The organism is Bacteroidota bacterium, assembly GCA_018266835.1.
GTDB lineage: Bacteria > Bacteroidota > Ignavibacteria > Tepidaquicellales > Tepidaquicellaceae > JAFDZO01.
Map to the genome: position 1 here is coordinate 1,055,424 of JAFDZP010000002.1, position 24,835 is coordinate 1,080,258.

23 protein-coding genes are annotated in these 24,835 nt (G+C 37.6%); 19 read left to right on the forward strand and 4 right to left on the reverse strand.

All coding sequences use genetic code 11. The features are described from left to right. Window positions 1-68: 68 nt before the first annotated feature. The 18 genes from JST55_06375 to JST55_06460 all read left to right on the forward strand — a co-directional run bounded on the left by JST55_06375 (window position 69) and on the right by JST55_06460 (window position 15,976). A complete protein-coding gene (locus tag JST55_06375) occupies window positions 69-977 on the forward strand; it encodes a hypothetical protein (protein ID MBS1493114.1) in 909 nt (302 codons plus the stop codon). A 100-nt stretch (window positions 978-1,077) separates the two neighbouring features. Continuing rightward, on the forward strand, window positions 1,078-1,344 hold the full coding sequence (locus JST55_06380; protein ID MBS1493115.1) for a UBP-type zinc finger domain-containing protein: 267 nt from the start codon (window positions 1,078-1,080) through the stop codon (window positions 1,342-1,344). A 202-nt stretch (window positions 1,345-1,546) separates the two neighbouring features. After that, window positions 1,547-1,960, forward strand: a complete 414-nt coding sequence (locus tag JST55_06385; protein MBS1493116.1) for a DNA-binding protein — start codon at window positions 1,547-1,549, stop codon at window positions 1,958-1,960. 196 nt (window positions 1,961-2,156) lie between these two features. Beyond that, window positions 2,157-3,302, forward strand: a complete 1,146-nt coding sequence (locus JST55_06390) for an aspartate--ammonia ligase (protein MBS1493117.1) — start codon at window positions 2,157-2,159, stop codon at window positions 3,300-3,302. A gap of 221 nt (window positions 3,303-3,523) precedes the next feature. Next, a complete protein-coding gene (locus tag JST55_06395) occupies window positions 3,524-3,757 on the forward strand; it encodes a hypothetical protein (protein MBS1493118.1) in 234 nt (77 codons plus the stop codon). A 232-nt stretch (window positions 3,758-3,989) separates the two neighbouring features. Continuing rightward, window positions 3,990-4,700: a response regulator transcription factor gene (locus JST55_06400; GenBank protein ID MBS1493119.1), complete on the forward strand. Its 711-nt coding sequence runs from the start codon at window positions 3,990-3,992 to the stop codon at window positions 4,698-4,700. 218 nt (window positions 4,701-4,918) lie between these two features. Further along, complete coding sequence (locus JST55_06405) at window positions 4,919-5,287, forward strand: response regulator transcription factor (protein MBS1493120.1); 369 nt, start codon at window positions 4,919-4,921, stop codon at window positions 5,285-5,287. A gap of 189 nt (window positions 5,288-5,476) precedes the next feature. After that, window positions 5,477-6,145, forward strand: coding sequence for a response regulator transcription factor (locus tag JST55_06410; protein MBS1493121.1), 669 nt, complete (start codon window positions 5,477-5,479; stop codon window positions 6,143-6,145). Between the two features lie 217 nt (window positions 6,146-6,362). After that, window positions 6,363-6,929, forward strand: coding sequence for a hypothetical protein (locus tag JST55_06415; protein MBS1493122.1), 567 nt, complete (start codon window positions 6,363-6,365; stop codon window positions 6,927-6,929). 292 nt (window positions 6,930-7,221) lie between these two features. Next, window positions 7,222-9,204, forward strand: coding sequence for a T9SS type A sorting domain-containing protein (locus tag JST55_06420; protein MBS1493123.1), 1,983 nt, complete (start codon window positions 7,222-7,224; stop codon window positions 9,202-9,204). A gap of 143 nt (window positions 9,205-9,347) precedes the next feature. After that, window positions 9,348-11,054: a T9SS type A sorting domain-containing protein gene (locus tag JST55_06425; GenBank protein ID MBS1493124.1), complete on the forward strand. Its 1,707-nt coding sequence runs from the start codon at window positions 9,348-9,350 to the stop codon at window positions 11,052-11,054. A 196-nt stretch (window positions 11,055-11,250) separates the two neighbouring features. After that, on the forward strand, window positions 11,251-12,003 hold the full coding sequence (locus JST55_06430) for a glucose 1-dehydrogenase (GenBank protein MBS1493125.1): 753 nt from the start codon (window positions 11,251-11,253) through the stop codon (window positions 12,001-12,003). A gap of 100 nt (window positions 12,004-12,103) precedes the next feature. Beyond that, a complete protein-coding gene (locus JST55_06435) occupies window positions 12,104-12,646 on the forward strand; it encodes an NAD(P)H-dependent oxidoreductase (GenBank protein ID MBS1493126.1) in 543 nt (180 codons plus the stop codon). A 25-nt stretch (window positions 12,647-12,671) separates the two neighbouring features. Then, window positions 12,672-13,337 (forward strand): O-methyltransferase, encoded by a 666-nt coding sequence (locus JST55_06440; GenBank protein MBS1493127.1) that lies wholly within the window; start codon window positions 12,672-12,674, stop codon window positions 13,335-13,337. A gap of 14 nt (window positions 13,338-13,351) precedes the next feature. Next, entirely contained in the window at window positions 13,352-13,765 is a 414-nt protein-coding gene (locus tag JST55_06445; protein MBS1493128.1) for a DUF3830 family protein, read from the forward strand. 4 nt (window positions 13,766-13,769) lie between these two features. Continuing rightward, window positions 13,770-14,186 (forward strand): GNAT family N-acetyltransferase, encoded by a 417-nt coding sequence (locus JST55_06450; protein ID MBS1493129.1) that lies wholly within the window; start codon window positions 13,770-13,772, stop codon window positions 14,184-14,186. 86 nt (window positions 14,187-14,272) lie between these two features. Beyond that, a complete protein-coding gene (locus JST55_06455; GenBank protein ID MBS1493130.1) occupies window positions 14,273-15,487 on the forward strand; it encodes a rhodanese-like domain-containing protein in 1,215 nt (404 codons plus the stop codon). A 30-nt stretch (window positions 15,488-15,517) separates the two neighbouring features. Beyond that, window positions 15,518-15,976: a hypothetical protein gene (locus JST55_06460; GenBank protein MBS1493131.1), complete on the forward strand. Its 459-nt coding sequence runs from the start codon at window positions 15,518-15,520 to the stop codon at window positions 15,974-15,976. Between the two features lie 38 nt (window positions 15,977-16,014). Here the strand turns inward: JST55_06460 and JST55_06465 are convergent, their stop codons facing one another. The 4 genes from JST55_06465 to nifJ all read right to left on the reverse strand — a co-directional run bounded on the left by JST55_06465 (window position 16,015) and on the right by nifJ (window position 22,877). Beyond that, entirely contained in the window at window positions 16,015-17,760 is a 1,746-nt protein-coding gene (locus JST55_06465) for a DUF885 domain-containing protein (GenBank protein ID MBS1493132.1), read from the reverse strand. 69 nt (window positions 17,761-17,829) lie between these two features. After that, entirely contained in the window at window positions 17,830-18,822 is a 993-nt protein-coding gene (locus JST55_06470) for a dihydroorotate dehydrogenase-like protein (protein ID MBS1493133.1), read from the reverse strand. A gap of 41 nt (window positions 18,823-18,863) precedes the next feature. Further along, window positions 18,864-19,286: a c-type cytochrome gene (locus JST55_06475; GenBank protein ID MBS1493134.1), complete on the reverse strand. Its 423-nt coding sequence runs from the start codon at window positions 19,284-19,286 to the stop codon at window positions 18,864-18,866. Window positions 19,287-19,301: 15 nt separating this feature from the next. After that, window positions 19,302-22,877, reverse strand: coding sequence for a pyruvate:ferredoxin (flavodoxin) oxidoreductase (gene nifJ, locus JST55_06480; GenBank protein ID MBS1493135.1), 3,576 nt, complete (start codon window positions 22,875-22,877; stop codon window positions 19,302-19,304). Between the two features lie 220 nt (window positions 22,878-23,097). Here nifJ and JST55_06485 point away from each other — a divergent pair, with 220 nt between their 5' ends. After that, the gene (locus JST55_06485; GenBank protein ID MBS1493136.1) at window positions 23,098-24,792 is read left to right on the forward strand and encodes a M3 family oligoendopeptidase; all 1,695 of its coding nucleotides are present in this window, start codon (window positions 23,098-23,100) and stop codon (window positions 24,790-24,792) included. The last annotated feature ends 43 nt before the right edge of the window (window positions 24,793-24,835 follow it).

The window sequence follows — 24,835 nt, forward strand, 5'->3', positions numbered from 1 at the left end:
CAATATTGGGCTTAGTTGAATTTTCATCTTATTTGTTTTAATTTTAAGTGAACATAATTTTCACTGAAATGAATTCAAACCTGTCCTGGCCTGAGCTGGATTACAATGAGTGGTCAGAAACTCTCGAAACTCTTCATATGAAAATGCAGATAGCAGGTAAAATAAAACTTGCTCTGAATCCCTTTCTCAATCAGTGGTGGAACGTTGCGCTTTATATAAACACATCAGGAATAGGTACCGGTGTTATTCCGTACAAAGATGATTCGAAGGATATAATATTTGAAATCAATTTTGATTTTGTAAATCACCACGTCTGTGTCCGTTCCAGCGATACACGCACAAAAATAATTCCGCTGGAAAACTCAGTGGCGGAATTTTATTCTGAGCTTATGAAGGCGCTGAACGAACTTGGAATATCTGTAACGATTAGCACGCTTCCATGTGAAGTCCCCAATCCTGTGCATTGCAATGAAGATGAACGCAAGGCGCATGACAGGGATTATATAGAAAGATGGTGGAAGGTAATGATAAGCTCGCAGAAAGTTTTCGAAAAATTCAGAAGCGGATTTTGCGGTAAAAGCAGTCCGATTCATTTTTTCTGGGGCTCGTTTGACTTATCTGGAACGCGATTTAACGGAGGAAGATGCACGCCTCCTATGCCGGGCATAATAATGAAATACGCCGAGAACGAAGAGAACTTTGCATTTGGCTTCTGGCCCGGAAATAAAAATTATCCGATAGCCGCCTATTATTCTTATATGTATCCCTCCAATGAAAAAATACCCGGGCTAAAAATAAACGGACCCGGTTTTTATAGCAAAGAACTGGGGGAATTTATTCTTAACTATGAAGATGTTCGAAAATCTGATAACGCCGAAGAAACAATTACAGAGTTTTTAAATGAGACATACAATAAAACAACTGAAGCAAAGGGCTGGGACGTAAAATCGTTTGAAGGTCCGGTGCCGGAAAAGTAATTTTATTAATAACCACCCCCTGCCCCCTCCTTATTAAGGAGGGGGACAAACTGACATATTACACTAACACTAAGAAATTTAAAAAAATAAGGAGAATGAAATGAGTGCAGCTTGCGAACACATAAAAAATGCAAATGAAAACGTAAAACCAAGAACACCGGAAGGATGTGAAGAGTGTCTGAAGATGGGAGACGACTGGGTTCATTTACGGCTCTGTCTTGAGTGCGGGCATGTCGGCTGCTGTGATAACTCAAAGAACAAGCACGCTACAAAGCACTATCATGCAACACATCACCCTGTAATAAAATCATTTGAGCCCGGTGAGGACTGGAAGTGGTGTTATGTTGATGAAGTTTATTCGGAATAAAAATTGAATCAGCAAAAATAAAAACGGGACATATAGTCCCGTTCGAATTTGTAATCTGAATGATTTCACCTATGAAAATCACCGGATTACACACACCTTTTTGACTTACAACACAAATTCAATTACATTACGTTTTTAATGGGTTTGGTATTTTTTCCTTATGATATCTCATTTTTACATGAATTAAATTAAAGGAGAACATATGAGAACTAAAATGTTTTTTCCACTCGCTTTATTATTTTTATTTTTTTCATCTGCTATATATTCACAGCAAGGCTGGGGAAACAAATACAACAAAATTTACGATGTAAATACCGTTGAAACTGTTTCCGGCCAGGTTATAAGCATAGATAAAACTTCTCCCGATCAAAACGGAATTCACTTAGTACTGAAAGCTGATAATAATGAAATAACAGTGCATCTTGGACCGGGCTGGTATATTGAACAACAAAATGTTCAAATTAATGTAAATGATAATATTACTTTGACCGGCTCCAAAGTTACCTATGAGGGAAGTAAATTTATTATTGCAAAAGAAGTAAAAAAGGGAGACCTGATTTTAAAGCTGCGTGATGATAATGGAGCTCCTTTATGGGCAGGATGGAAAAACAAATAATATTGTTTTAACTGCTGATGAACAGGTTTTCCTTAAGCGGGAAACCTGTTTTTTTTTATATGTTTAATACAGAAAGGCTTAAATTCCGATAATCCCTTGCTATTTGACTTACAAAACATTCTTCTATAAATTAATTTGAAGTCAGGTTTGGGAAATATTTCTGTTCTTTATTTTTAATAAATAAGGAGAGTATGTCATGGATACCAAACCAATTGATGTAAAGAAAAAAGACTTAGCAGGACCCGGAATCGGAAACTACGATGAACTCAGAAACGTTCTGCCAAACAACTACAAATCACTTCTCACTCCAAGAGAAACACAGCTTGCAATCACTGAATTAAAAAGATTTATCGAAGACGGACTTTCAAAAGAGTTAAATCTTATGAAGGTTGAAGTGCCTTTAATCGTCGATGACGAAAGCGGCTTCAATGATAATCTGGATAGAGACGGTTCAAGAACTCCTATAGAGTTTCACATCAACAACGATTATAATAAAAATCCCGTAAATGCCCAGGTAGTACAGGCAGCAACTAAGTGGAAAAGATTTTCATTAAAAGAATTTGATATGCAGCCCGGCGAAGGTATCATTACCGATATGCGGGCGGTAAGAAAAGATTATTTCTTAGACCACGACCACAGCGCATACGTTGACCAGTGGGACTGGGAAAAAGTCATACGTCCGGAAGATAGAACTCTCGACTATCTGACCGACACAGTAAAGAAAATCTGGCGCGTAATAAAAGTAGCGGAAATGTACATTCAGGAAAAATTCCCGCAGCTGAAAACAGATAAGTATCCGAATCTTCCAGAAGATCTGGTATTCATCCATGCTGAGGACTTGCTTGAAATGTATCCTAACCTTCCAAGGAAACAAAGGGAAACAGCCATACTGCAAAAATATCCTGCAGTATTTATTTATGGAATCGGCTGGACGCTAAAAGACGGGTATCCCCATGAACTAAGAGCAGCAGACTACGATGACTGGGTAACTGAGACAGTATCGAAAGACGGAAGACCAATGCACGGACTTAACGGTGATATACTTGTTTGGAACCCTGTAACACAAAGAAGACATGAGTTATCTTCGATGGGTATAAGAGTAAATCCCGAAACATTAAAGCTTCAGCTTGAAATGACTGACCAGCTTGATTTCTTAAACTTCCCTTATCACAAAATGATAATGAACAATGAAATTCCATTGAGCATCGGCGGAGGAATAGGACAGTCAAGAACCGTAATGCATCTGCTAAAGAAAGCGCATTTAGGAGAAGTAAGCGTAACGGTATGGCCGAAGGTATTAAAAGATATCTGTAAAGAAAAAAATATTTTTGTACTCGAATAGAGAGCTCTATTGTAACATAACACAAAGCGTGATTAACGCGATCATCAAGGCGGCGACGAGCCGCCTTTTTTATTTTCAATCCTACTAAACTAATCCATTGGGATTAATTCCTAATTCAATCCAAAGATTAATTGTACTCTTACTGCAAATAGTATAAGTTTAATCAACCACAAGTCTCAATATGAAATTTCAACATTTTCATAAAACTTAACATTCTCGTTATGTCTAAGATATATGGAACTTACGCCAGAACCACTCTGCAAGATCTTTGGCACAGCAGAAAAGATTGTTCTCAATATCCGGATGCAGCAGATGCGGAATTTATGGTATCTACAAAACCTATTCCGGTAAATGAAATTTGCCCGGAATGTCTGGAACTGGATATAAAAACTGCGAAAATAGTTTCTTTAGATACATTAAATGAGAAACTGTCCAATTTTAAGTTATTTCTTTGATTATAATACAATTTTATGCCTGTCCTCGCTGTAAATATCCGCATTTTAAAGCCCTCGTTACAGAGCTCTTTTTATTTCTTTAAGAAAGAGCTCCTTTCTTTTCTATGAAAAATAAGCGGACATTACACTTACAACTCTCCGTAATTTTACTTACATTCTTATACTTACAGTTCCTTACGTATGGAATATGAAGTTGACCCCGGATGAATATTAAACAAATGAAGGATGTATTATGAAAGCAACAAAAAAAATTAATAAAACAAGTATTGTAATAATCGAAGACAACCGTCTGCTTCGCGAAGGAATTACAAGCTTAATAAACGAACAGCCCGAATTAAAAGTAGTCGGAGCGTTCAGCGAAAGAGAAAATGCCCTAACAAAAATATTTGAACTAAAACCTGATATAGTATTAATTGATTTAGGATTAAGAAGTCAGAACAGTCTGCGAGTTGTAAAATCTATCAAGCAGCGTTCGGAAAAAATAAAAATTATTGTGATGGACTTGATGCCGATAGAAAATGACATACTTGATTTTGTAAAAGCAGGCGCATCAGGGTTTATACTTAAAGATGCCAAAGTCCATGAGTTCATCAAAACAATAAATGCAGTTGCTGCCGGAGAAAAAATCCTGCCAACTCATATGACAGGTTCTCTTTTTAATCAGATAATAGACAGAGCTGTAAACGGAACGACAACTTCAGATTTAGAGCAGGCAGTAAAAATGACAAAACGCGAGCGCCAGGTAATTGAGCTTATTGCCGACGGACTTGCAAATAAAGAGATTGGCAAGCTGCTTAATTTATCTCCGTTTACAGTAAAAAGCCATGTGCATAATATTCTGGAAAAAATGGCACTGCACTCACGAGTACAGATTGCAACATATGCTCACACCAGTAAAGAGTTCAAAGAGACAAACCCCAAAGCCTCTGAAAATAATTCTTAGTCAATTTATAGTCTAAGCGGACTAATTCTTTTTCCAATCCAAAGGACTCTTGCTCAATAAAAACAATCTTCATAGTTTATAAGATATAATGATTTCCTGATTCAGGGATCTTTGACTTCTAGTTTTACAGATGAATTTTTGAAACACATAGGAGAGGTTTTAAAGTACAATGATTCTCCGTTGTGGTAAGCAGCGCAGATAAACAATTAACTGATACTATGTATATAGAAAAAAAAATACACGAATATGTAGAAGCAGGGGTTAATGGATTCATCCTGAAAGATTGCAAGATAGAGGATTTTATTAATGCCATTGCCTCAGTAGCTGCAGGTAAGGAAGTTATTCCATGCCAACGTGAGGAAATAAGAATATTTAAAACAAAACAAAGCACTGAAGTGACAGAAAATTCAGAAGAAATGAAACCGGTTAAACTGACTAAGCGCGAACGCCTGGTAATCGGACTGATAGCAAACGGAACAGATAATAAAGAAATCAAAAGGCTTCTTCATATATCAGCTTTTAAGCTGAAGAACCATGTTCACGATATTTTCAAAAAAGTTGCGCTGCACTCCGAGATGCAGAGTTAGTAAGATTTAACACTCACAAACTCTCCTTCACTTAAAATCAGCGTCTCAAGAGAAGACGGTTATTCCCCTTACTCTTTGCTGTGTGATTGCCGACCTTATAAAAGAAGGAACCTTACGAGTTAAATTGCGTTTGATGCAGATGGATTATCATCTGTATTACTATGTTTTAATTATAAGAAATAGATGTAAATGAATCAGATAACAAAAATAAACGTAATGATTATTGAAGATAACCGCCTGCTAAGGGAGGGAATAACTTCAATGATAAACGAACGCGCAGATATGAAAGTTGTAGGCTCATTCGGAGATACAGATAAATCACTTTCAAAAATAGAAGAGCTTAACCCTGATATAGTATTAATTGACCTTGGTCTCAGAAGCAGAAACAGTCTTCACGCAGTAAAACTCATCAGACACAAATCATCAGACGTAAAAATAATTGTAATGGACTTAATGCCAGTAGAAGATGACATCATCGACTATGTAAAGGCAGGCGCATCGGGATTTATACTTAAGGATGCAAAAGTCCGCGAGTTTCTAAAAACAATTCACGCAGTAGCAGCAGGCAAAAAAGTTCTGCCTCCTAATATGACTGATACACTTTTTAATCAGATTATTGAAAGAGCTATCAGTACAATTAAAAGTCCCACCCTTAAACATCTTATCAAAATGACTAAGCGCGAACGTCAGGTAGTTGAGCTTATTGCAGACGGTCTCTCAAATAAAGAAATAGGCAAAGCGCTTCACCTCTCCCCGTTCACAATCAAAAGCCACGTCCATAATATACTGGAAAAGATGGCGTTGCGCTCCCGGGTACAGATAGCCGCACACGCTCATAAAATTAAAGAGCATCATTAAATCTTTTAAAAAGTCTTTCAAAAAAACTTCCAGACAACTTTCGGAAATACAAATTAATTTTTTATAGTCCATTGGGTGTAGTTCCTTTTTCAGCCGTTTGCCCGATAGGTGTTCACATGTTAATTGCGTAGTTTATATGCGTAACCACTTTTGGTTACAAAACGAAAGGAATAACAAAATGTTTACAAAAATTTACAAAATCATGTTTGCCTTAATAATGTTAGCGATAATCACGTCTAATGTATCACAAGCACAAACAGTTAAAAAAACTATGATAGCGCAGTATCCTGCGTTCTCAATCGCACCTTTTGCAGGTGTCAGCTTTCCAATTGGAGACCTTGGTAATTATTATAAATCAAGTTTCAATGCAGGTATCGACTTTAATTTAAAAGTTAACAGAGAAGTATCATTCTTCTTAAACGTTGGATATTATGATATGCCGTCAAAACCTGATGTAGCCGCACCCGGTGCATCGTTTATAAGTATTACTGCAGGACCAAGATATGTTCTTTCAAGCGCTAATGTAAAAGCTAAGTTCTTTATGGAAGCCGGTTTAGGAGCTTATATTTTTGGTGTAAAAGAATACACAACAACTACAGCGCCTATAGTTACAACACCAAGCACTTCAACAGTTAACTTTGGTGTTAATACAGGTCCCGGAGTTATACTTCCTTTAAGTGATTCAATGGACTTAATGCTGAAAACAAAACTTCATTACGTTTTCAATAAAAACGGATCAAGCACATTCTTAAGTGCATTAATCGGGCTTGATTTCAAATTGTAATTCCAATCGATGAGATGTAAGATATATCGTCAACAAAAGGTCTCCTGTTCATTCGGGAGACCTTTTTTAAATTAAATATGTAAGTAAATATAGTATTATTTAAATATATGAAATATTGGCACATGTATTGCAAGAGAAGATTGTAACTTAGTAAATCCGGTTTCTATGTAATACATCTTTTAAATTAAGACCGAATGGTCTGCAATTGATCGTTGAACAACATACACTGAAGAGGCGCTAAAGTTGTGTTAATTTTTAACACTTCTAATTTATGATTTTCAAATAGAAAACAATGAATAGTAACTCTACAATCCTAAAGAAATTTACAAGCAGTATAGGGCTGCTTATGATTTTAGTTTTAACAGTAATTTTCACCATGCCCGTATCTGTTTTTTCACAGGAAGGTGTTGTCAGCAATGCAGTTAATAACCAGATAAACCCTGCATCAACTACAGATAGCAGCGGCGGTACAATTGTAACATGGCAGGATTATAGAAACGGTAAATACGAGATTTACGCTCAAAGAATTAATGCATCAGGACTTGCAGTATGGACACCAAACGGTGTACCAATTTGTTTACAGGATAGCAATTATAATCCTGCAATTACTTACGACGGTATAGGCGGAGCTATTATAACATGGCAGTCTTACAGAAACAGCGCTACTGCAGATATATATGCACAGCGCATTGACTCTAATGGAGTTGTACAATGGACTGCTAACGGAGTTGCTTTATGCGTTGTAGTATTCGACCAGAATACAATTACAATGGTTAACGATGACAACGGTGGAGCAATTTTAACATGGAGAGATTACAGAAGCAATATCGGTCTTGCCGATATTTATGCGCAGAGAGTAAGTCCTACAGGTGCAATGCTTTGGGTAGCAAATGGTGTAAGCATTTGTAATCAGGCAGCAGAGCAGGGCGCACCAAAACTAATCAGCGACGGCACAGGCGGAGCATTTATTACGTGGTCAGATAACAGAGCCGGAGATTACGATATTTATACACAAAGAATAAGCGCAGGCGGCGCGCCGCAATGGACTACTAACGGCGTAGCAACATGTACTTCAGCGTCAGACCAGTTAACTCCCTCAATTTGCAGCGATGGAGCAGCGGGTGTAATTATTACATGGTCAGATTTCAGAAGCACAACAGATTTTAATATTTACGCGCAAAGACAAGGACCTGCAGGAGGAATTGTATGGACAGTTGATGGTATTGTTATGAATAACAATGTTGCTTACGCTCAGACAGAACCGCAAATTATCAGTGATGAACTTGGCGGAGCAATAATAACATGGACAGATTACAGAACGGGAGTTCTTGCCGATATATATGCACAGCGTGTAAGCTCCACAGGAGCAGTTCAATGGACTGCAACCGGTGTGACTATTTGTACAGCAGCAAACGACCAGATAAAATCACAGCTTGTAAGTGATGGTAATCACGGCGCATACATAGCATGGGAAGACCATCGTAATGCAGGCAACTCAGATATCTACGTACAAAGAATAGCGTCCGATGCATCATTGAACTGGTCAGCAAATGGTGTTGCTGTTTGCGATGCAAATTATGACCAGTTAAATCCTTCTATTGTGAGCAACGGCAATAACGGAGCTTTAGTAGTATGGCAGGATTTCAGAGGCGGCAATGATTTCGATATAGTTACATACGGATTCAATACTGCGCTTCCGGTGGAACTTGCATCACTGACATCAATTGTAAACAACAGAGACGTAAATCTGAAATGGACAACAGTTTCAGAAATAAATAATTCAGGATTCGAAATTGAAAGGAAAAATTACTCAGCCACAAATGATAACTGGGTAAATGCAGGATTTGTTGCGGGAAATGGAACAGTAAACACTTTATCGGAGTATAACTTCCAGGACCAAAACTTACAGACCGGTAAATACAATTACAGATTAAAACAAATTGATTATAACGGTAACTATGAGTATCACAATCTAAGCAGTTTCGTTCAAATCGGAACTCCTTCCAAATTTAATCTCTCTCAGAATTATCCTAATCCGTTTAATCCTGTTACAAAGATAAATTTTGAAATACCCATTGATGCTATGGTTAATATAACCGTATTTGATATGGCAGGACGTGAAGTAAAAACACTTGTAAATGAAACTAAATCAGCAGGATTTTACACAGTGCAATTTGATGCTTCAGGAATTTCCAGCGGTTTATATTTCTATAGAATTATGACGGATGGCAATGATAAATTTATCATGACTAAAAAACTCATAGTGATAAAATAAGTACTGAAGGAAATTTTGTAACATGGTAATGCATAATTGAATTAATAACGGGTCTTCAATTAAATCAGGAAGACCTGTTATCTTTCTAAAATTGATTTGAAGTTTATTTTTCCCAAGCAATTTAAAGTTTAAAAATTCATAAAATGAAAACACATTTAACTAAATTGATTAATTTTGTAATTCGAGAGACAGGCTTATACAGTTTTATACTCGCAGCAATTCTAATAATACCTATTACAACTTTTTCACAGACAACAGGACCTGTAAGCACAGCATCAAATAACCAGATAAATCCTGCAATGGCAACTGACGGTGCCGGTGGTACTATAGTAGCTTTTCAGGATAAACACAACGGCAAATACGAAATTTATGCGCAAAGAATGAACGCATCAGGAAATCCTTTATGGACAACAAACGGAATTGCAATCTGCACGCAGGATAGTAATTACAATCCTATTGTAGTAAGCGATGGCGTAGGCGGCGCAATTATTTCATGGCAGTCTTACCGCGGAAGCGCAACAGCAGATATCTATGCACAAAAAATTAATTCTTCAGGCACGGTTCTCTGGGCATTAAACGGAGTTCCCGTATGCGCAGTAGTTTTTGACCAGAATACAATTTCAATGATTGAAGACGGAGTTGGCGGAGCAATTTTAACATGGCAGGACTACAGAAGCAATAACGGCTTTGCCGATATTTATGCGCAGAGAGTTAACAGCTTAGGAGCTATGCTCTGGGTAGCTAACGGTGTAAGCGTTTGTAATCAGGCAGCAGAACAAAACGGTCCCGCAGTTGTAAACGACGGCTTAGGCGGAGCTTTTATAACATGGGCAGATAACAGAGCCGGTAACTATGATATTTATACACAAAGAATAAGCGCAGGCGGCGCACCGCAATGGACAACTAACGGCGTTGCAACTTGTACTATGGCATCAGACCAGCGCAAGCCTGACCTTTGCACCGATGGCGCAGCAGGCGTAATAGTTACATGGTATGATTTCAGAAGCACAACAGATTATAATATTTATGCACAGAGAATGGGACCAGCAGGCGGTATTGTATGGGCAGTTGACGGAGTTGTAATGAACAACAATGTTGCATACGACCAGATAGACCCTATGATTGTCAGCGACGGTCTTGGCGGCGCAATCATTTCATGGAGCGATAAACGCACAGGTATAACATCAGATATTTATGCACAGAGAGTTAACTCAACAGGTGCAGTTCAATGGACTGCTACCGGAGTAATTATCTGCACAGCCTCTGGCGACCAGATAAAATCTCAGCTTGTAAGCGACGGTAACAACGGCGCATACATTGTATGGGAAGATCATCGCAACGCGGGTAACTCAGATATCTATGCACAGAGAATTGCATCCAATGCAGCATTGAACTGGGCAGCAACAGGATTTGAAATCTGCGCAGTCGGCAACGACCAGTTGAATCCAAGAATTGTCAGCAACGGAAATCAGGGAGCAATAGTTGTATGGCAGGATTTCAGAAGCGGCACAAACTTCGATGTTTACAATACAGGATTTAACACACAAGGTTTAGTCGGAATTCATAACGGCGGAATAACAAATCCGGTTAATTATACATTGGAGCAGAACTTTCCTAATCCGTTCAATCCTTCTACCAAAATAAATTACACACTTCCGCAAAGCAGTAATGTGAAGCTTAGTATTTACGATGCTCTGGGGCATGTAGTAAGTACGCTTGTTAATGAATCACAAAATGCAGGAAGTTATAATATTGAATGGAATGCAGCATCTTTTGCTACAGGTGTTTACTTCTACAAATTAGAAGCAGGCAGCTTTAGCTCAACAAAGCAAATGATATTAGTAAAGTAATCATCTGTAAGAAACATTCAGTATCTGACGGAGGTCTCCTCTCCGTCAGATTTTTTTTTACACAATTCTACATTAGCATCAAAACAGCATGCTAATCGTTTTTGGTTTCGGCAGCATGACTTGTTTTACAGGGGTTATGTCGCAACCATTATCGAAATTCTATTCACAGATCGCACTAAAACTTACAGAAAAAATTATGAAGATGTTAGAGAACAAAGTCGCATTGGTAACCGGCGCGGGCTCCGGTATTGGTAAAGCTATTGCATTATTGTATGCAGCACAGGGTGCAAAAGTTATTGTATCTGATATAAATGAAAAGTCGGGTAAAGAAGTTACAGAAGAAATTATTTCTAAAGAAGGAACGGCAGTTTTTTTCAACGCTGATACCTCAAATCCTAAAGACCAGGAAAATCTTGTAAAGGAAGCTATGAAGCAATTTGGCGCGTTGCATATTGCATGTAACAATGCTGGCATTGGCGGCGACTTACTCCCTACAGCAGATTATCCTATTGAAAGCTGGAATAAAATAATCGGAATTAATTTATCGGGAGTATTTTACGGAATGCATTTTCAAATCCCTGCTATGTTAGCAAGCGGAGGCGGAAGCATTGTAAATATCTCTTCCATATTGGGACAGGTGGGTACTAAAGGTCTTTCAGGATATGTATCTGCAAAGCACGGAGTGGTCGGGCTTACTAAGACGGCAGGTATTGAATATGCAGAGCAAAACATTCGTGTAAATGCAGTGGGACCCGGTTATATTGAGACTCCTTTGCTCACCGATACTCTCGATGAAAAAACAATTGCAGCATTAGCTGGCTTGCATCCTATGAACAGATTAGGAAATGCAGATGAAGTTGCAGAGTTAGTTTTATGGCTGAGTTGTTCAAAAGCATCATTTGTGACAGGTTCTTATTACGCGGTAGATGGGGGTTATCTGGCGCAGTAATTTGTGTAACAGTGATGTTTTCTCCTAAGGCGGTGATATGAACCGCCTTTTTTATTTTGTATAAATTGTAAACGGAATTTTCTATTTTTTGCAAACTAATATGGATAGAAAATTTAATCTGTTTGCAATCATCGGAAGCGCAAGCAGTAACTCCGCTAATCAAAGACTTGTTGAACGTTTTGCAGATTTAACAAAGGATGTTTTTGATGTAACGATTTTTAACGATTTAAAAACACTCCCTCATTTTGATCCCGAACTTTCATCCGAAAATCCCCCCGTCGAAATAGTAAAATTCAGAAACAGTATAGCAGAAGCTGACGGAATAATTATCTGCACTCCCGAATATGTTTTCAGTATTCCAAGCGGATTAAAAAATGCAATTGAGTGGTGTGTTGCCACAACGGTTTTTTCAGATAAACCCACAGGCATAATAACTGCATCTGCGCACGGAGCAAAAGGACATGAAGAGCTTAAACTCATTATGAAAACTATCATGGCGCAATTCAATGAAGATACAACTTTATTGATTCATGGGATAAAAGGAAAAATAAATGAGAGTGGTGAAATAACAGATGAAAAGACAAAAAATGATTTTGAAAAATTCATTGAAGCTTACAAGGTACTTATTCGCAACAAAATTTAATCTTAGCAGTAATTATAGAATAACTATGGACAACAAAATATTTGAAGACGTAGATAAGTATATTGAAGAACTTCTCATTCCGCAGGACGAGGCTTTATTAAAAGCAGAAGAATCTTTAGTAACAGAAAATATTCCTCAGATAAGTGTTTCACCCAATCAGGGCAAGCTTCTGCAAATCCTTGCAATGAGCTGTAATGCAAAAAGAATTTTGGAAGTTGGTACACTTGCAGGCTACAGCACAATCTGGCTGGCACGGGCATTACCTGATGACGGAAAGCTCATAACAATTGAGTTTGAACCGCATCATGCAGAAGTCGCAATGAAAAACATAACAAGAGCCGGACTTGAAGATAAAGTTGAAATAAGAAACGGTAAAGCAATGGAAGTTTTGCAAAATCTGATAGAAGAAAAAATTGAACCATTCGATTTTATTTTCATTGATGCTGATAAGCCGCCTTATACAGAATATTTTCAGTTAGCATTAAAGCTCTCACATAAAGGCACGATGATTATTGCAGATAACGTTATCCGCAATGGAGATATACTGAATGAAAACAGTGCGGATGAAAAAGTGTTGGGAGTGCAGAGGTTCAATAAATTTTTATCTGAGTGCAAAGAAGTTAATGTAACAATAATCCAGACCGTCGGAGTAAAAGAGTACGACGGAATGGCAATAGCGGTAGTGAAATAAAAAATAATACAAACATGTCTGGATTTCAAATAAAAACAAACGACGGAGTAACAATCCATTTTAAATATTACTCCGAAGCACCGGAAACATCAAAAGCATTTGATGCATCGCTGCCGTTCACAAAAACATTCTTTCATGCAAAAGTATCGGGAGAGGAAATCTGGACTGATAACGCACCAGAACTGGATATTATACAGGAGAATTCCTCTGTGTTTATTCATCCCGGCGAAGTTGTAATTGGTCCTTTAAATCCCTCACGTAACAAAGTTGTAAAGTGCATGGGAGTAATGTACGGAGAGGGTAAGCTGCTTGACTGCGGTAATATTTTTGCCAAGGTGTATGATGAAGATTTACCTAAACTTGTCAACTTGGGTCTTAAACATTGGAGAGAAGGATTTCAGGAATTGACTTTTGAAAAACTGAATTAATATTATGTATTATTACAGAGAAATGACTCTCTCAGACCATGAAAAATCCATTGAGCTTTGGAAACAAACTGAAGGCATGGGATTTTTGGAAAGCGATACGGAGGATGCATTAATAATGTACCTTGAAAGAAATCCAGGAATGAGTTTTGTTTGTTACTATAAAGACAATCTTATCGGAACAATTCTCGGCGGGCACGATGGAAGACGCGGATATATTTATCATCTTGCAGTCAATAAAAATTACAGAGGAAAATCAATCGGCAAAACGCTTACAAATCTTTCACTGGAAAAAATAAAGTCAGCAGGTATTAAGCGCTGTATCATAATGCTGAAATCGGATAATAAAGCTAATGGTGAGTTCTGGCTTAAAAGCGGATTTGAAAGAAGAGAAGATTTAAATATGTTTTCAAAAGATTTGTAAACATTTCCTGTCACAAGATTCATTTCGAAACATCTAACCTTATAAGACGTAAAATTAGCAACTCCCCTCTCTAAACATCCAATTTTATGAAAAAACTTATCCTATTTGTTGCATTATTTTTTTTATCAGTCTCACTTCGCGCGCAAACTGATTTTGTGAACGACAATATTTTATATCACAATCTATATCCTGCAGAGCTTGTTGAGTTTTTAAAAGCAAATCCTGATGCATTATTAATTGATGTGCGCAGTCCCGGGGAATTTGCTGATACCAGTTCTAAGCAAAGTCTTAACATAGGTCATCTTAAAGGAGCAATAAATATTAACATTGAAACTTTTGAAGACAGAGTTAATGAAATAAAAGATCATACCGATAAACCGGTAGTGCTGTACTGCTCACACAGCCAGCGCAGCCGGAGAGTCAGTAAATATTTATCTGAGCAGGGATTCAAAAAAATATATAATCTGAACGGCGGAATGTCTTTGATGAATCAGCTAAGCGAATCTGAATTTCCGGGTAAAAAAGATATGATAGTTTTTAATCCCCCTTTTAAAAATCTCTCTGTGGAAGAAGCAGGTAATTTAATTTCAGCGAACCGTGATATATTAATTATTGATTTGCGTCCCTCTACTCAATATGCAGGAAATGATACAAACACTTCATATAACCTTGGGAAAATAAAAGGAGCTATTAATATTCCTTACACTGAATTCAGCGATAATCTTTCACGGCTAGAACAATACAAAAACAATACAGTTTTAATTTATGATATCAACGGAGCAGGGAATGCCTCTGCTAATTTGTTAACGCAAAACGGATTTACAAAAGTCCATCATCTTATAGGAGGATTAGCTGCTTTTCACAGGGAAGGTAAATCTAACGCAAAGAAAATTTATCTTGAAAATCTTCCCACATATAATATTCTTAACGTTTACGAAACTCTTAACCTGATTAAATCAAAATCTGATTTAATAATCTTAGATGTCAGACCGGCTGATGATTTTAATAATAAGGCATCAATGAGCCACATGAACGTAGGGCGATTAAAACACTCACTGAATTTGCCTCCGGATAAATTCGCAAGTGAAGTCACGAAGACAGTAAAAGATAAAAAAGCAGCAATATTAATTTACGGAAGCGGCGATGACCCTGCAAGATGCGCAAAGCTTTTGAAAGAGCTTGGTTATGAAAATGTAAATTTGCTTTACGGGGGATTGTGGTCGATGGTATCAGTTTATGCAAATGTGAAAGGATACTCATTCATAAAAGACTACATGGAAAATTACGAAGGAATGTATTAACATTCTTTTTTTAAATTTTCATAAAAATCTATGTCTAAAAATCCTGAGATAAGTAAAGATGCTCACAGAAAAATTGGAATTGACGCATTCAATGGTACGTGGAAAATTATGGAAAAAGATAATCCGACCGAGGATGATATTTGTGAAGCAATAAGACTGGCGCATATCTCTACATGGCATTGGAAATTTGCCGGAACAGAACTAAATCAGCAAAGGGGCGAATGGATTTGCTCACGTGTGCATGCCCATTTTGGTTTCGGAAAAGAAGCGCTTTATTATGCAAAAAGATGTTACGACTTAACCATGAAACATGGCTTCACAGATTTTGATTTGGGCTATGGATATGAATGTATCGCAAGAGCATACATGGTTCTGAAAAAGAAAAAAGAAAAAGAGAAATATTTAAAGTTAGCAGAAGAATCAGCAGCTCAGATAAAAAAGAAAGAAGACAGAGACTGGTTCATGAAAGATTTAAGTACAATAAAATAAAAAAGGCGGTGATGAACCGCCTTTTGTTTACATTAAAATTATAAAATGTCATTCCAGATACTTTTATCTTTCAGCATTATTTCCCTGAGTAACGGTATAGGTGGCATTCCGTACTTCAACATCTCGTCATGAAATTTCATCAGTGAATAATTACTTCCCTCTTGTCTTGCATAGTCATCTCTTAATTTATATATCATAAGTTTTCCCAGTGTATAATTCAGATAGCCGGGGTCGTTTGTTCCGCGCATAGCTTCTGAACGCGACGGCTGTTTTTCGTAGTAGCAGTTATCCATAAAGAACTGTGTCCCTTCATCCACTGTCATTCCCTGCGTATGCATTTTTATTGAGACACAAAGTCGGCAATAACGGAGCAGCGATTCATCTAATTGCGCAAGATGATATTTTAATGCAGCCATATCACCTTTATCTTTTCCGAAGCCCTCTTCAATCATCATCTGCTCAGTATAATGCGCCCATCCCTCAGTGAATGCATAACTTCCGAAAATCTTCTGCAGCTTAGTCGCATCGCTTGCATTCAGATGCAGGAACTGAACGTAATGTCCGGGATATGCTTCATGAATTGAAACAACATCAGTTGTATAATAATTGAATGCCGTAAGCCACTCATCTTTTTGCTTATCACTCCAGTTACTTTCAACAGGAGTTACATAATAATATGCCTGAGTTGATTTCTCAAACGGTCCCGGAGTATCCATTGATGCAAAGCTTGTTGCACGCGCATACTGCGGAGTTTCTTTCACAAGTGCTTTCACATCGGATGGCATTGAGATTATTTTTTTATCTATAAGATATTGTCTGATTGCATCAAGGTTTTTCTTTGTATCGGGAATAAGATTTTCTGCCGTGGGATGCTCTACCTGAATTTCTTTAAATACATCTATAGCTTTTTTAGTGGGGTCAATTTTCTTTGCGACTTCTTCAAACTTCTGCTGCTCTTCTTTTAGTTTTTTTAATCCTATTTCTAAAATCTGCTCGGGTGTATATGAAACCATTTCTCCTGCCAGCATCTTCTGATACAACTCCTTTCCTATCGCATAATTATTATCTGCCTTAGGGAGTTTTTCTTTTTCAAGATAATCAGCATAGTCTTTTAATTCTTTTATTGCCCTGTCATTAGCATCGTTGAACTCTTTCATAAGAGCTTCGTTCTTTACATCTTTTAATGCGACTTTCAGATCGCTTCCGAGAAAATCTGCTGAACCTTTTGCTATTGAAATTGCAAGCTCAACATAGGGCTTAGGCAGAACCGGCTTAAGGTTTTGTCTTGCTGCTGCAAAAACATTGGGAGCATTTTTTTCTATCTTAATTATAGATTTTACTCTCTCTTCTATAGGAGCGAAGTCACGAGAGATGTAAATGTTCACGTCAACTGCCCCCGCATAAGTCATTGGGTTCTTTCTGAAAAACTCCCTGTCCTCTAAACCAAACAATTGCTTATTAACTTCATTCGATAAAAGCCTGTAGTTGAAATAATTTTTTTGATTTAAAGAGAAAGGATTGATAAGTTCAAGCTTTGACTTATAATTTTTCAGCCAGTCAATTTGCTTTATAAATCCCTGAAGAGAATAATCTGATGTCTTTCCGTCGTATTGGTGAAGACCGAGTCCAACAGCAGACTCAGGGTTTATCTCCAGATATTCATTTACAAAATTATCCGAGAGTGTTTCGAAGTCGGAATTGGCATCTGATACAGAGGGTAAAGATTGAAATCCCGTTGAGAAAAAAATCAGAACGAGAGCAAGAAATATGTAAAGTGATTTCATATCAATTTAATGGATGTGCATTAAATTAATTAATATGAATCTATTTACAAATAACTTTATTGATGACAATTATAATTTATAACTGTTCAGAACCTTCATATAGTTTGCGCGCTCAAATGCAGCAGGTTCCTTAACAGATTTCTGACTCATGCTTCCCTTCATCTGAGTAATCGAATCGTATTCTCTTTCCTGCATCCAGCTAATAATGTCGCTGAGAATTTCAGTGATGCGAACGGGTCCATGACGAAGTAAATCAGAACACACCATTGCAACATCACCGCCTGCCATCATAATTTTTATTACATCTTCTGCACTGTGTATTCCGCTTGTGGCAGCCATACTTGCATGAATCTTCCTATAGAGAATTGCAATCCATCTTAAGGGCATTCTCATTTCCCAGTTGCTTGAGAGCAGTAAGTGAGGAACAATTTCAAGATTTTCCAGATCGAAGTCAGGCTGATAAAATCTGTTGAACATTACAAGCGCATCTGCGCCTGCATCATCCAGCCTCTTTGCCATATTTGCAAAGGAAGAAAAGTAAGGACTTAATTTTATTGCCACAGGAATGTTCACGCTGTCTTTCACTGCTTTCAAAACGTTTACATACATATTTTCAACTTCGTATCCGGGTAAGTTTATATCGGTAGGAATGTAATATACATTTAATTCAATTGCATCTGCTCCTGCCTGCTCTATTAGCTTTGCATACTTAGTCCAGCCGCCGACACTGACTCCGTTGAGACTTCCTATAACAGGAATGTGAACGCTTTCTTTCATTCGTGTTATGTGCCTTAAATATTCATCAGGTCCAAGATTATAATCTTCCACATCGGGAAAATATGTTAAGGCTTCGGCGTAAGATTCAGTTCCGTGTGTTAAAAAATAATCAAGCTCGCCTGCATCGTGAGTGATTTGCTCTTCGAATAAAGAGTAACATACAATTGCAGAAGCGCCGGCGTCTTCAAGCTGCTTTACTGAGTCAAGATTTTTTGACAAGGGAGAAGCCGATGGAACTATAGGGTTTTTTAATTTTAAACCCATGTATTTTGTTGAAAGGTCCATAATTTTATATTAAACGAAGCCGCGCTTCGGGTTTCAAAATTTTAATTTAAAGTTTTTAAGTAAGCCAGCAAATCATTCCTATCTTTTTCTGACATCTTCCATACAACTCCTGTGCTTGCAGGTGAACCATCACTCTTTAATTCTTTATCTAAAAATCTGAAGAACAGTTCATCCGTATAAGGCACTTTATGCAAATTCGCATCCGATAAATCCTTGAACTTAATAGAACCAGTCGGTCCCATTCTTCTATGAGGTTTTCCTTCGGCAGATTCACCGTGGCAGTGCGCGCAAGAGTGCTGCATTCCGCTCATTTCAGATTTTTCCATATCCTGCAATACTTCTCCCGATAAGTTTTTTCCTGTCTTAAAAATCGTTTCGCCATTTTTCAAGTCCACATCACTTTTGTTTACATGAAACAGCGGAGTTAGAAATCCTGCAGATATTAAGAATAATATTTTAATCATAAAAATATTTGCTTTTTATTTTTTAGGTTCAGGCGCATGTTCTTTTTCAATCTTTTCGTATTGTTTCCATTTTTTATTAACTTCTTCCTGCGCAAGTTTTAATAAGTGCTTTGCATGTTCCGGATGAGATTTTGTGAGCATCTTGTAACGTGTTTCCCTGTAAGCATAATCTTCAAATTTTATTTTCGGAGGTTTGGAATCCAGCTTAAACGGATTTTCTCCTTCTTTCAATAAATCAGGATTGTATCTGAACAGCTGCCAGTAACCGCTATCAACTGCGCCCTTCTGGCTGTCTAATGCTTTCTCCATATTTATTCCGTGCGCTATACAATGGGAGTAAGCAATTATAAGTGATGGTCCGTCATAAGCTTCAGCTTCAAGGAACGCTTTAAGGGTCTGCAAGTCATTCGCTCCCATTGCAACACGCGCAACATAAACGTTGCCATAACTCATTGCAAGCAGTCCAAGATCTTTTTTAGGAGACGCTTTTCCGTTTGATGCAAATTTTGCAACTGCACCGATACCTGTTGACTTAGACATCTGTCCTCCTGTATTGGAGTAAACTTCAGTATCAAGCACAAGAAGATTTACATTTTTACCGGAGGCAAGAACGTGGTCAAGTCCGCCATAGCCGATATCATATGCCCATCCGTCCCCGCCGATAATCCAAACAGATTTTCTTACAAGATAATCAGCAACACTTAAAAGCATTTCGGAGTTATGTGATTTTATATTTTTTAACTTCTCTTTGAGCAGAGCAATTCTTTCTCTCTGTTTTGCAATATCGATCTCTTCTTTTTGCGGTGAGTGGAGAATTTCGCTTACAAAAACTTCTCCTAAATCATAGCTCATGGAAATCAAAAGTTCAGCTGCATAATCAAAATGTTTATCAATAGATAATCTCATACCAAGACCGAACTCAGCATTATCTTCAAACAAAGAATTATTCCATGCCGGACCTTTGCCATCGATATTAATTGTATAAGGAGTCGTTGGTAAATTTCCGCCATAAATAGAGGAGCATCCTGTAGCGTTTGCAATTATCATTCTATCACCAAAGAGCTGTGTTGCAAGTTTTATATAGGGAGTTTCACCGCAGCCCGAGCATGCTCCTGAAAATTCAAACAGGGGCTGCAAAATCTGGCTGTCTTTTATAGAGTGAATATTAAGTTTACTTCTGTCGTATTCGGGAAGCTCTTTGAAGAAATTCCAGTTAGCTCTTTCTTTTTCTCTTACAGGTAATTGAGGTATCATATTAAGAGCTTTAAGTCTTACTTCACTTTTATTTTTTACAGGACAAATTTCATAGCATAGTGTACATCCTGTGCAGTCTTCTGCAGCAACCTGAATTGTGTACAATGTATCTTCACCGAATTCTTTTCCTTTTGCCTTCATGTATTTAAATCCGGCAGGAGCAGTTTCCAAATATTTCTTATCGTAAGTTTTTATTCTTATAGTCGCATGGGGACAAATCATTGCGCACTTGCCGCATTGAATGCAGATACTCTCATCCCACTCAGGAACCTGCAATGCGATATTTCTTTTTTCCCACTGAGATGTTCCCGATGCAAATGTTCCGTCGATAGGCATTTCACTGACTGATACTTCATCGCCGTTTCCGGAAATCATTTTGGATAGAACATTCTTTACGTAGTTAGGAGCATCATTAGGAACTATAGGAGGAAGTTCAATATTACCGGTAGCTTTTGCAGGAACATCAACTTTAAATAAGTTCTCAAGAGTTTTATCAACGGCATTGAAATTTTTATTTACAATTTCATCGCCCTTTGCTCCGTATGTTTTTTGTATTGAGTATTTTATCTTTCCTATAGCTTCGTCGCTTGGCAGTACTCCCGATATTGCAAAGAAACATGTTTGCAGAATTGTATTCATGCGTGAACCCATTCCCGTTTCCTTAGCAACCTTATAAGCGTCTATAGCATAGAAATTAATTTTCTTTTCAATTATATCTTCCTGAACTAATCTCGGGAGCTTATCCCAAATTTCAGCTTTTCCATAGGGAGAGTTCAATAAAAATGTTCCGCCATCCACAATGTTTCTGAGCATATCAAATTTTTCAAGGAAGTTAAACTGATGACAGCCAATGAAATTTGATGAGCCGATTAAGTAAGATGATTTAATCGGATGAGGACCGAATCTTAAATGCGAGATTGTAGTCGAGCCTGACTTTTTTGAATCGTAAACAAAGTATCCCTGGCAATAGTTATCAGTTTCTTCTCCAATGATTTTAATTGTGTTTTTATTCGCTCCGACTGTACCATCTGCGCCAAGTCCGTAAAACATTGCGCGGAATACACTATCATTTTCCTTTAAGAAATTTTTATCGTACTTAAGACTTGTGAAAGTTACATCATCGTTTATTCCGATTGTAAAATGATTCTTTGGATTATCTTTTTTAAGCTCTTCATAAATTCCCATCACCATTGCAGGAGTGAATTCCTTCGATGAAAGTCCGTATCTTCCGCCGGTTACATGGGGAAATTTTTCAAACGGAGGATTATCTGAAGTCATTGCTTCGCTTATTGCAGCAACAATATCTTTATACATCGGTTCACCGTTTGAGCCGGGTTCTTTTGTTCTATCGAGAACTGCTATTTTCTTAACAGATTTAGGAAGCTTATCTATAAAATGTTTTATTGAGAAAGGTCTGAACAGGCGTACCTTTAACACTCCGATTTTTTCTTCGCCTGATTGTTTTAAATAATCAATTGTCTCTTCAACTGTTTCTGCGCCTGAGCCCATCATAATAATAATTCTCTCTGCATTCGGGTCTCCGTAGTAATCAAATAAATTATATCTTCTTCCTGTCAGTTCAAACAATTTATCCATGTACTTCTGAACAATACCCGGGCATTCATCATAATATTTATTAACGGTTTCTCTTCCCTGAAAATAAACATCAGGATTTTGAGCTGTTCCTCTTATAAAAGGATTATCCGGTGAAAGCGCGCGTTTGCGGTGTTCATAAATAAACTTCTCATCAATCATTTGCTTAATGACTTCTTCAGGTATTAATTCAATCTTGGCAACTTCATGCGATGTTCTGAATCCGTCGAAGAAATGTATGAACGGAATTCTTGATTCAAGCGTAGCTGCGTGGGCTATCAAAGCAGTATCCATAATTTCCTGTACTGAGTTTGAACATAGCATTGCAAATCCTGTTTGTCTTACTGCCATTACGTCACTGTGGTCTCCGAAGATTGAAAGTGCCTGTGCGGAAAGTGCTCTTGCGCTTACATGGAATACAGTTGAAGTAAGTTCACCTGCAATTTTATACATGTTTGGAATCATCAGTAATAATCCCTGTGATGCAGTGAAAGTTGTTGTAAGCGAACCGGTTTGTAATGCGCCGTGAACTGCGCCTGCAGCTCCGCCTTCGCTCTGCATTTCCTGAACTACGGGTACGCTGCCCCAGATATTGGGCTTGCGCAAGGAAGACCAGACGTCGGAAAGTTCACCCATTCCCGAAGAAGGTGTTATAGGATATATTGCGATAACTTCGTTTAATTTGTAAGCTATGTAAGCGGCAGCTTCATTGCCATCAATAGTTGAGAATTTGGAGGAATTCATTGAACAATAGTTAAAATTGAAGAAAGAACTTTAATTCGAGCACTCATTTTAATAAGAAATTTTAATTAAAATCAAATACCTTGTATTGTAAAAATGGTATATTTTTTTCAGATTTAATATGATTTAGGTCAGTTTTTATGCTAAAAATTCTTAATTGTTAATTGCCCCCCCTTAATTTATATTTGTTTTTCAAATTTTTTCAACCCCACTTTATTTCTTCATGAAGTTTTCAGATTTTAAGTATTCCCGCCCTGACCTTGATAATATCGGACGTGAAATACAAAGTGATTTAACAGAATTTAATAATGCCGAGTCAGCAGATATTCAGTGCCGCGTTATTGAAAAAATTAACGTTGTAAGAAAGAATTTTTCAACGATGTTTAACATAGCTTCGGTTAACTATTCTATCGATACAAACAACAAGTTTTACGAAGAAGAAAAAAAATTCTTCGATGACAACTCCCCTATCTTCTCAGGATATATTTCAAATTATTATAAAGCACTTGTTCATTCAAAATTCAAGGATGAACTTGAGAAAAAATTTGGCAAGCTTTTATTCGATGTTGCCGAGTGTTACATAAAAACTTACGACCCAGTCATCAACGATGACCTTGTAAGAGAAAATGAACTCTGCACAGAGTACAATAAGCTTATCGCCACTGCAAAAATTTTCTACGACGGCGAAGAAAGAAACATTGCCGGCATGGAACCGTTTATGCTTTCAACGGACAGAGCAAAACGCAAAGAAGCCAATGAAGCAAAATGGAAATACTATGCAGATAACGCTGAAGAGCTTGACAGAATTTTCGATGACTTAGTAAAAGTAAGACATAAAATCGCAACAAAGCTTGGTTTCAAAAATTTTGTAGAGCTCGGTTATTACAGAATGAGCCGTACAGATTACAATGCTGAAGACGTAAAAAAATTCAGAAGCTACGTTAAAAAATACGCAGTGCCGATTGCAGCAAAGCTGAAACAAAGACAGGCAAATCGCTTGGGACTTGAAACATTAGAGTACTTCGACGGCGCGCTGGATTTTAACTCGGGCAATGCTACTCCCAAAGGAACTCCCGAATGGATTTTAGAGAACGCAAAAAAAATGTATGAAGAACTCTCCAATGAAACGGGTGAGTTTTTCAACTTCATGGTTGATAACGAGCTGATGGACCTTGTTAACAAAAAAGGGAAAGAAGCCGGCGGATATTGTACCTTCATCGAAGATTACAAAGCGCCTTTTATCTTTTCTAACTTCAACGGAACATCGCATGATATTGTCGTTCTTACCCATGAAGCAGGCCATGCATTTCAGGCATATTGCAGCAGGAATTTTAACATCGTTGAGTATCACAATCCTACTATGGAAGCATGTGAAATCCACTCAATGAGTATGGAGCTTCTTACATGGCCGTGGATGCATTCATTCTTTAAAGAAGATACGGAGAAGTTCAAGTTTTCTGCTATCAACGGCTGCATGATTTTTATTCCTTACGGAACTGCCGTAGATGAGTTCCAGCATTACGTTTATGAAAATCCTGATGCTACTCCTGAAGAGCGCAAAGCCTGCTGGAGACACACTGAGAAAAAATATCTGCCATTACTTGACTACATTGATAACGACTATCTGGAGAATGGCGGAAGATGGCAGGCACAGAGACATATTTATGAAAGCCCTTTCTATTATATAGATTACTGCTTAGCACAAATAAGCGCTTTTGAATTCTGGAGAAAGTTCAACGAGAACCGCGATACTGCCATGGTTGATTACATCAAGCTTTGCAAAGAAGGCGGCAGCAGATCTTATACTGAGTTACTGAAAGTACCAAAGCTCGGCTCACCATTTGTTGAAGAGTGCTTTGAGCAGAACGTAAGTTATGTCGAACACTGGTTAGACAAAGTAGATGACATGGCGTTATAAATTTATCGGCGGCTTGAATTTTTTTGAGCCGCCAATTTTTTCC